Raw genomic sequence first — 8,371 nt, 5'->3', positions numbered from 1 at the left:
GATCCAGGCCATCACGCATCCCGGTTGGTCGTGGGATGTGGGCTTGCGCGGCCGCCCGCACGATCTCGGCAACATCTCCGCCTATCTCGGCAAGCCGACCGGCCTCGGCGACTATATCGGCTGGCTCGGCTCGAATTTCGATCCGTCGATCAGCTGGAAGGATCTGGAATGGATCCGCGAGTTCTGGAAAGGGCCGATGATCATCAAGGGCATCCTTGACGTGGAGGACGCGCGCGACGCGGTCCGCTTTGGGGCCGATGGCATCATCGTGTCCAATCACGGCGGCAGGCAACTCGACGGCGTGCTGTCGTCGGCGCGCGCACTGCCCGCCATCGCCGACGCGGTGAAGGGCGACATCAAGATCCTCGCCGACTCCGGCATCCGCTCCGGCCTCGATGTGGTGCGCATGCTTGCGCTCGGCGCGGACTGCACGATGATCGGCCGCGCCTATACATACGCGCTTGCGGCGGCGGGCGAGGCGGGCGTCGCCAACCTGCTCGACCTCTTCGAGAAGGAAATGCGCGTCGCCATGGCGCTGACCGGCGTTCGGAGCATTGCGGAGATCACGCGCGACTCGCTCGTCCATTGAAGGAGGCGGGGAGACGCCCTCCCCGTCCCACTGATGACGTTTCGCGAAATTGCTGGTGCATCGAGGGCGCGCCGCCGTGTAGAACGAACGGATGCGCCAGAGCACCACAGATTTCGACGTCATCATTATCGGCGCGGGCGCGGCGGGGTTGATGTGCGCGCTCACCGCCGGACAGCGTGGCCGCAGGGTTCTGTTGCTCGAACGCACGGACAAGGCGGGCGCCAAGATCCTTATCTCGGGCGGCGGGCGCTGCAACTTCACGAACCTCGGCATCGCGCCCGACCGCTTCGTTTCGACCAACCCGCATTTTTGCGTCTCGGCGCTTCGCCGCTACACGCAATGGGATTTCATCGACCTCGTCGCGCGCCACCGGATCGCCTATCACGAGAAGACCCTGGGGCAGTTGTTCTGCGATGGCTCCGCGCGAGCCATCGTCGCCATGCTGCTGAAGGAGTGCGAACGCGGCGAGGTAACGTTGCGTTTCGGCCAAAACATCTCCGGCGTCTCGAAGCCGGACGGCTTTCGCGTTGAGATAAGCTCCGGCGTTTTCACCGCGCCTGCGCTGGTGCTGGCGACCGGCGGCCTTTCCATACCCAAGATGGGCGCTACCGGCTTCAGCCATGATCTGGCGCGGCGTTTCGGCTTGCGCGTCACCGAGACACGCCCCGGACTCGTGCCGTTCAAAGCGAAGGCGGATGCACCCGGTTTCGATGCATCTCTCGCGGGCGTTTCCCTTGATGCGATCGTTTCCTGCGGGGATCGCGCGTTCCGCGAGGCCATCCTTTTCACCCACCGTGGACTGTCCGGCCCGGCGATCCTGCAAATATCGTCATACTGGCGGCCAGGCGCTTCAATCGCCATCGACCTTCTGCCGGGACTTGATGCGGCCGGGTTTCTGAAGGAGCGCAAACGCACGCGGCCGAGGGCTTCGGGACGCGCCGTGCTCGCGGAGGTTCTGCCCGCGCGGCTCGCTCAGGCCTTGGCCGACGCGCATCTTCCGTCCGCCGAGATGGCCAATATCCCCGACCGAATTCTCGTGGCGCTGGCGGAGCATCTGAAGGGCTGGCGATTCACGCCGCAAGAGAGCGAGGGATTCGCGAAAGCCGAGGTGACGGTGGGCGGCATCGACACGCGGGATCTGTCGTCGAAGACGATGGAGTCGCGCGAGGTGAAGGGGCTTTATGCGATTGGCGAGGCCGTGGATGTCACCGGATGGCTCGGCGGCTACAATTTCCAATGGGCCTGGTCGAGCGGTTGGTGTGCTGGACAGGCGGTGTGACCGATACGCCGCGCGCGGCCGCGAGAATTCGCCCGCATTTCATGGAACCCCTGGAAATCTCAAGCACCATCGAGTCCTGAAGCAGTGTCCGCCTCCGGCCCGATAAAAGCGCGCAAGAGACATTGCGCCATTGGCGGCTCAAAATAGGCTACCCGATCGCCAAATATTTACGCTGTGCGAACGCGGATGGAAAACCTACCCTGAAAAGAGCGGCTGATAGAGGCCAAGAAGATCTACGAGGATACGCTGGCGAATTTGACATCAAGCGACATGAATCACAAAGATCCGAGGCGCGACCCGCTATTCCCACCCACGGATCTGCACAGCCGTCCGCTCTGTTGTCCCCGAGAAGGAATGTTTCGGGAAGCTTGAGCGCTAGACCCTTGATTTGAATGGTACCGCTGCCCCGGCTCGAACGGGGGACCCCCAGATTAGGAATATGAGACACCGTTCCACTCAATGGACGAAGCAACGCCTTAATAACTTGTTTTTACACCATATTATTGTAGCGTGTTTCCCTGCGTATCCCGCGATTGCCCATTTGGTGATTGCCAGGGTCAGGGAAAGCGGATGCAGGGCAAGATCACAAAGACGGGCATCGATGCGCTGATCGCAAAGGCCAAGCCTGAGCAGGCGACGGTCTTCCTTTCTTTGGGATGACGCCATCGCGGGCTTTGGGGCGAAGGCGACGCCAAGTGGGGCCTGCACCTATCTCGTTCAATACCGCGTCGGAGGGCGCGGCACGCCGACCCGACGCTTCACGATTGGCAAGCACGGCGCATTGACGCCGCAACAGGCGCGCGACATTGCCAAGGAGCAGCAAGGGGAAATCAAGCGGGGCGTCGATGTTGCGGAGCATCGAAGGGAACGGCGCGAAAAGCTCTCCGGCCTCACCTTCGCCGATGCCGTCGAGCGCTATCTTTCTGTTCACGCCAGACCGACGCGGTACTGGAAGGAAAAGCGGGCGCGTCTCTGTTCGCCGGACACGAAATCGCTTCGCTCGCGTCCGTTGGCGCTTGTGACCCGCGCGCATGTCGCTGCGGTGATCGATGCCGTCGAGGGGCGCTCGACGGCCGCCGCGCGCCTTCTCTTCGCCGACATCCGGCCCATTCTCGCCTGGGCGCTCGACCGCGCTATGGTCGAAACCAATCCCATGGAAGGCATGCGAGGCCCAGCAACGTCCGACGCTCGCGACCGCGTGCTGAGCGACGACGAGCTGCGCGCCTTCTGGCAAGCCGCGAGCGAACAGAGTTGGCCCTTCGAGAACATATTCAAGCTCCTGTTGCTAACGGCCCAGCGGCGCGAGGAAGTGGCCGGAGTGCGCTGGGCTGAACTCGACCTCGACGCGGCGTCTTGGACCATCGCGAGAGAGCGCTGTAAGAACGGCAAGGAACACCTTGTCGATTTGCACCCGTCCGCCGTAGCCTTGCTCGACCCGCTTGGCGAAGCGATGGCGGCCCGGGTAGTCAGGGCGCGGGCATGGGCCGCCGAAGGCTCCCACGACATCGTGTTCACCACCACGGGGGCAACGCCTGTCTCTGGCTTCTCCAAGGCCAAGGAACGTATAGACAGGCGTATGCGCGAACTGCTGGGCGACAGGTTCAAGCCATGGCGCACGCACGATCTGCGCACGGCAGCTTCCGGTATGGCCGCGCTCGGCTTTCAGCCGCATATCATCGAGCGCGTGTTGAACCATGTCTCAGGGGCGCAAGGCGGCCTCGTGGGCGTCTATCAGCGCCACGAGTACAGAGACGAGCGGCGCAGGGCCATCATGGCCTGGGGCGACCAGGTGGGCTAAGCTTATGAGCGAGAAGGCCACCCCGTCGAATGTCGTGCCGCTTCGGGTGGCCTAACCGCTCGGCTCTGGCAGGCAAAAAGCACAATCGAGTTTCACTTGCGTGCGGTTTCAGTGGTCGCGCGAACGGCGATGCATGCCCGCCCGCGCCCGCGCGAAACATCAACACACACATTCTGGGCATTCAAAGGTGGGCACCATGAACATGATTTCGCATAACATCGAACCGGCATTTTCCTTCTTGAGGCTCGCGGGCGGGAAGGCGGCCGTTCTCGAAGCCGTCAAGGCCGAAAAAGCCGCGCGCGCCGTCGCGCCCTATCGTGCCCTCGACATCGTGGCACAGAGGGCCGAAGGCGCGCTTGTCGTGGACCTTTTGAGAGAAGCCCACGCAGTGCGAAATACTTCGCCTCTTGGCGGGCGAGCGCCCCTCCGACGCCGCGGATGCGGCGCGCTGGGACGAAGACTTGAAAGCCCTTCTCCTTCCGGCGCTGCAGGCCGTCGCGGCCCGCGCCGGCGTTGCGGCCGAGCAAGTGACCGGAATACTTGCGCGCGGCGTGAGCGATGCCCCGGACGATCTTTGGACCGTCTGCGGGGCCATCGTGGGGCTAATGCTTGCACCCTTGCGCGATGCGTCGCGCTCACCTGAAGAACGGCTCGCCGTTCTCGGCATAAGCACGATCGAACTGCCTGCCACGGAGAAGCCGACGTGCGCTAGGCGCCGTGTGCAAGCGGGGCGGCGCCGCGCTGTTGACTATGTGTTGCCGGCGTCCATCTTTCAGGCGCTCCGCAAGATCGGCGTGAGCGACAAGGCGGCGTGCGGCAAAATCGGGGTGCCGCGCTCGACAATAAACAGGGCTGCAAACGGGACGGCCGCAAACCTTGGATTGACTGTCGACGAAGCACGGGCCATGGCGGCTTTCGTGCTCGACCTTCGGAATTGCCTTAACCGGGTGGTCGCGGAAATGAGCGTGCACGGCGTGGAGGTAGGTTTGAGCAATATTTCACAATACTAGAGACTTGGCACTTGTCTCCACTCGGAGAGCGAGCACTTGTTAGCACTATTGCTATTAGCGCTTTCCAGGAGGGTAAATGCCCCAAGAATCGCCGTCACTCCGGCCGCAACCGTCCCCGCTCGACGACGCTGGCGGAAAGCTAGCCCTTTTCCGGCGCGCCTACGACCGAAGCACCTGCAGCGCGGAATTACGCGGAGTGGCACGAACCTGCTGGGACACACAAGGGACGCTGATGGGACAGCGCCCGTCCGGTTCCGACAATGTTACGCTCTGGGATGACGAACTGCGCGCGCGCCTCGCTCCGACGCTACTGGCGGTGGCAGCGAAGGCCGGAGTGGCGCCGGGGGATATTACCAGGCTTCTCGCGGAAGACATTGCCGATTTAGGAGCCTTGGAGCTGATTTGCGAGGCAATCGCAGAATTGATTATGATCGTGAATTGCTCGGGGCAACCACTGCAGCGCCACCCGGTTGCCCCACTTCCCGAAACCGTCGCTTCACTTGCGGCCGATGCGATCGAAGAGCAATCTGCTGAACTTTCGCAGCCCGCACGACGCCGCGGGCGCCGGAGCGGCGAGGCGAACTGCGTCTTGCCAGCGACGATTCTGCAGGCACTGCGCGAGATCGGTGTGAGCGACAAGGAGGGCGCCGGCGTCGTCGGCGTGCCGCGCTCAACCTGGAACCGCGCCAGCAATGGCACGGCCGAAGAGATGGGCCTCACCGCCGAGCAAGCCAAGGCCTTCTGCAGCTTCGTCGGAAGCCTCAAAGCTACGCTCGACAGAGCAATCAGCGAAATGGGCCGCTACGGGTTAAAAATAGCCGATTGAGAACTGCGCCGCCCAGCGGGAAGGGTGGCTTTACGCTGCATCCCTCTCCCATCGAAGCGGTTTGATCGCAATGCTTTTGCTTTGATCGGCCTCCCAAAGGTCGCGCTGCATCTCAAGGCGACCCAGAAGCGAGCGCCGTTCCTGAACGCTTGCCCGAGGCGCTGCGCCATGTCACCGACGCGGCGCGCCGCTCGTGGAGCAGGCCGGAAAGCGTTTGACGAGTTACGCCTAGGTGCTCCGCCAGTTCCTTCACGGTCATGCCGAGTGCAGGGAGGATGTCTTCTCGAAGAACCTCACCCGGATGATGCGGCCGGAACGGCAGCCCCTGCTTTGCCTCATCGACCATGGTAATCCTTTATATCCCCGCGATCGAGCGGAACTACGCCGCCGCCTGGTCCCAAGCGTCGACCCGCTCCATCCTGTCCTTGACCTTCACCAGCCGCATCTCAATCGGCGAAAAAGGCTCCTTCCTCGGAGCGAGGCGCAAGTTCGCGATGATGGCCGGATCGTAGTCCACCGCCAGAACGTCCTTGTACAGAAACGCGCATACATTGTGCCTCAGCAACTTTTCGCTGTACTCGCCGGTGCCCGGGTGGTTGTTTTCCCATCGGGACAGGGTTTCCGGCGCGAGGTCCATTTTCTCCGCGAACTCTTTTTGCGTCATGTCCAGGGTTTTGCGGATGAACTTCAATTCGCCCCCGCTCAGGCGCATCGGCATAAGGGCGCGCACAAGCGCAACTGCTTTCGCCAATCCTTCCAGGTCTGGGATAACGACTTCCTCGCAGTCACACTTCGTGCATTTATAAAGCTGCACCGAGTTCAACAAACGCACGACAATGCCACCCAAGTCTTCCTCATGCTGGGGCTTGATCGTCTTCTGCAAAAGGCCTTGCCTGCACTCGTTGCACCTTGCCATTTCCGTCTCCATTACTTCCTATTGACCCAAGCGGTCACGATTTTTATACGAATTCGATCTTCGTAAACGACGACTTCGGCCGCGATCTTTCTCCCGTCATTGTCTTTGCCTTCGGCACGCCAACTCGTTTCATCCCGGCAATCCTCGATTTTCGTCACCATGCATCGCTTCAACATGTTGGCGATGTCGAGCTTCACGATGCCGTCTTTTCGCATCTCGTCCTCTGCGTGGCGCGAGAACGCCAAGGATATACCCGGAGTGCTTGCAAGCTTCCTCAGGCGTGAGCCTTCGTCTTCGTAGGACGTGCGTTGACGGCTTCGCTTCTTGGCCATGGCCGGAAGCTGCATCCGCCTTGATGTCACGTCAACACAAATTGCACACTTCCGTTGCGTTGGCCCTCGCATGTGATCCTTTATTATATCACTGCAAGTGTCCATAGTCCAAACGAATTGATTTGAACGCAACCGTGGCGGGGTCCGAGACGACGCATCAAGCGTCACGTGACTACGCTTGCCTCGCCGCGGGCCTTTTGGAACGGCTATCTCTATCGATGTCGGTTCGATCCAGCTTGAGCAAAGTTGCGCACCGGCATCAATGCGCTTGATCCCTGCATTTCCTAGGCGCTTCCCTTATGGTGTGGTCTTTCTTCCACGTTGATCAGGAGAAAAAATGATTACCAAAGGTGTATCCCGCGCCGGAAGCTCGGGACAAAAGAAGCCTCAGAGTATTCAGGCGTCAGCGTCTCCACCCTCACGAAACTCCGTTGCCTGAGCAGCAACGGCCCGCGCTTCGCCAAGCTTGGGCGGAGGGTGGTCTACGATCCGCAGGACCTGGATAACTGGATCTAGGAAAATTTCCGAAATTCCACATCCGACAAGGGAAGCAGTCGTGTAGACAAACAGACGAGATGAACTGTAACTTGTTCTACGGCAATAGACTGAAATTACCCGAATAGCTTGTCTGCGCGGATCATTTCATTTGCGTTAAGGTTGCTCTCAATCCATTTCGACTGTATATCAGGCTCAGGCTTGCATCTGCCGGGGGGAGAGCGATGAGGACCTACCAAGAACTGCACGCCGAATATACGACCGGCGAAGCGGCACACTACCTGGGCATTTCGCGAGGGCATTTGGAGCACATGCGACCCCGCGGCTTTGGACCGGTTTATTCGCGCCGGGGCCGCCGCTGTTTTTACCGTGTTGCGGACCTGGACGCCTGGGCTGCGCAGCGCAGGGGAGCCCCCCGTCAGTCGAAATAGCATGAAAAAGCCCGCTGCCATCCCAGCAGCGGGCTTTCGTTTTTTGTAGCCTCTCACATGGCGAGGACCATGGTTAACCGCCCTAACCCTTTGGCTCAAGGGCAGAAATGCGCACATCTGAGCAAATATACCGATCGGGGAAATCGCCCCTCTGCTCAGAGGTTCCCCGAACTCGGCTTATTCGGCAACGCAACTCCAGCGCGCGACTGGAAACCCCGCTCGTGGGTGATCCGCGATTTCCTGGAACGTAGATCGGTCACAGCGGTAGCGCTGCCATGGAGCGCCAGCATGTCGCTTTCGATGCTGGCCGCTGCAAGCGTTGCCTTGGGGCGCGGACTGGCGTCCGGCCATGACGTAGTAGCGCCCGGGCCGGTCATCGTCTGGAATGGCGGCAGCGACATCAAGATGCAGTCTGAGCGGCTATACGAGGTCTGCTGCCATCGGGAGTGGAGTTACAGAGACGCCGGGGCGCAGATGAACCTCTTGTGGCGGGGCAATTTCGAGCTTCGCGGCCCGCTGCATCCGCAGTTGATGGCTCTTGCGAATGCCGCTCGGGACCGGCGCGCGTCCGCAATCGTTCTGGAACCGCTGTTGCGGTTACTCTATCGAGCGGACGGCGGTTCTGGCGATCCGAAGGCTTGGCGCGTGATGCCGATGCCGCCGTGCTCGCCATCCATCGCACGCCAAAAGCGCCG

General features: G+C 61.3%; 10 protein-coding genes. 7 read left to right on the top strand and 3 right to left on the bottom strand.

All coding sequences use genetic code 11. The features are described 5' to 3' along the window. From T281_RS14785 to T281_RS14760, 5 genes are all read left to right on the top strand, one after another. The coding region (locus tag T281_RS14785) for an L-lactate dehydrogenase (RefSeq protein WP_037240986.1) at positions 1–589 on the top strand (589 nt) is incomplete at its 5' end. A 91-nt stretch (positions 590–680) separates the two neighbouring features. After that, a complete protein-coding gene (locus tag T281_RS14780; protein ID WP_037240982.1) occupies positions 681–1,868 on the top strand; it encodes a BaiN/RdsA family NAD(P)/FAD-dependent oxidoreductase in 1,188 nt (395 codons plus the stop codon). A 625-nt stretch (positions 1,869–2,493) separates the two neighbouring features. Further along, on the top strand, positions 2,494–3,666 hold the full coding sequence (locus T281_RS14775; RefSeq protein ID WP_246741831.1) for a tyrosine-type recombinase/integrase: 1,173 nt from the start codon (positions 2,494–2,496) through the stop codon (positions 3,664–3,666). Between the two features lie 461 nt (positions 3,667–4,127). Then, positions 4,128–4,676, top strand: coding sequence for a hypothetical protein (locus tag T281_RS14765; protein ID WP_155955278.1), 549 nt, complete (start codon positions 4,128–4,130; stop codon positions 4,674–4,676). Between the two features lie 232 nt (positions 4,677–4,908). Further along, the gene (locus T281_RS14760; RefSeq protein WP_037240977.1) at positions 4,909–5,502 is read left to right on the top strand and encodes a hypothetical protein; all 594 of its coding nucleotides are present in this window, start codon (positions 4,909–4,911) and stop codon (positions 5,500–5,502) included. A gap of 112 nt (positions 5,503–5,614) precedes the next feature. Here the strand turns inward: T281_RS14760 and T281_RS14755 are convergent, their stop codons facing one another. The 3 genes from T281_RS14755 to T281_RS19755 are packed head-to-tail and all read right to left on the bottom strand — an operon-like array spanning position 5,615 to position 6,750. Further along, on the bottom strand, positions 5,615–5,848 hold the full coding sequence (locus T281_RS14755) for a HigA family addiction module antitoxin (protein ID WP_245269262.1): 234 nt from the start codon (positions 5,846–5,848) through the stop codon (positions 5,615–5,617). Positions 5,849–5,881: 33 nt separating this feature from the next. Further along, positions 5,882–6,385, bottom strand: a complete 504-nt coding sequence (locus tag T281_RS14750) for a helix-turn-helix domain-containing protein (protein ID WP_162173188.1) — start codon at positions 6,383–6,385, stop codon at positions 5,882–5,884. Positions 6,386–6,429: 44 nt separating this feature from the next. Then, on the bottom strand, positions 6,430–6,750 hold the full coding sequence (locus tag T281_RS19755) for a DUF4258 domain-containing protein (protein WP_162173187.1): 321 nt from the start codon (positions 6,748–6,750) through the stop codon (positions 6,430–6,432). A gap of 719 nt (positions 6,751–7,469) precedes the next feature. Here T281_RS19755 and T281_RS19925 point away from each other — a divergent pair. Beyond that, positions 7,470–7,676, top strand: a complete 207-nt coding sequence (locus T281_RS19925; RefSeq protein ID WP_081796830.1) for a helix-turn-helix domain-containing protein — start codon at positions 7,470–7,472, stop codon at positions 7,674–7,676. Positions 7,677–7,964: 288 nt separating this feature from the next. After that, the coding region (locus tag T281_RS19985) for a P-loop NTPase family protein (protein WP_037240971.1) at positions 7,965–8,371 on the top strand (407 nt) is incomplete at its 3' end.

It is taken from the genome of Rhodomicrobium udaipurense JA643 (assembly GCF_000636015.1).
Lineage (GTDB): Bacteria > Pseudomonadota > Alphaproteobacteria > Rhizobiales > Rhodomicrobiaceae > Rhodomicrobium > Rhodomicrobium udaipurense.
This window is presented reverse-complemented; position numbering and strand designations above follow the sequence as displayed.

Coding starts and splice junctions, on each gene's coding strand:
- T281_RS14780 (WP_037240982.1), top strand. CDS start 681: ATGCGCCAGAGCACCACAGATTTCGACGTCATCATTATCGGCGCGGGC.
- T281_RS14760 (WP_037240977.1), top strand. CDS start 4,909: ATGGGACAGCGCCCGTCCGGTTCCGACAATGTTACGCTCTGGGATGAC.
- T281_RS14755 (WP_245269262.1), bottom strand. CDS start 5,848: ATGGTCGATGAGGCAAAGCAGGGGCTGCCGTTCCGGCCGCATCATCCG.
- T281_RS19755 (WP_162173187.1), bottom strand. CDS start 6,750: ATGGCCAAGAAGCGAAGCCGTCAACGCACGTCCTACGAAGACGAAGGC.
- T281_RS19925 (WP_081796830.1), top strand. CDS start 7,470: ATGAGGACCTACCAAGAACTGCACGCCGAATATACGACCGGCGAAGCG.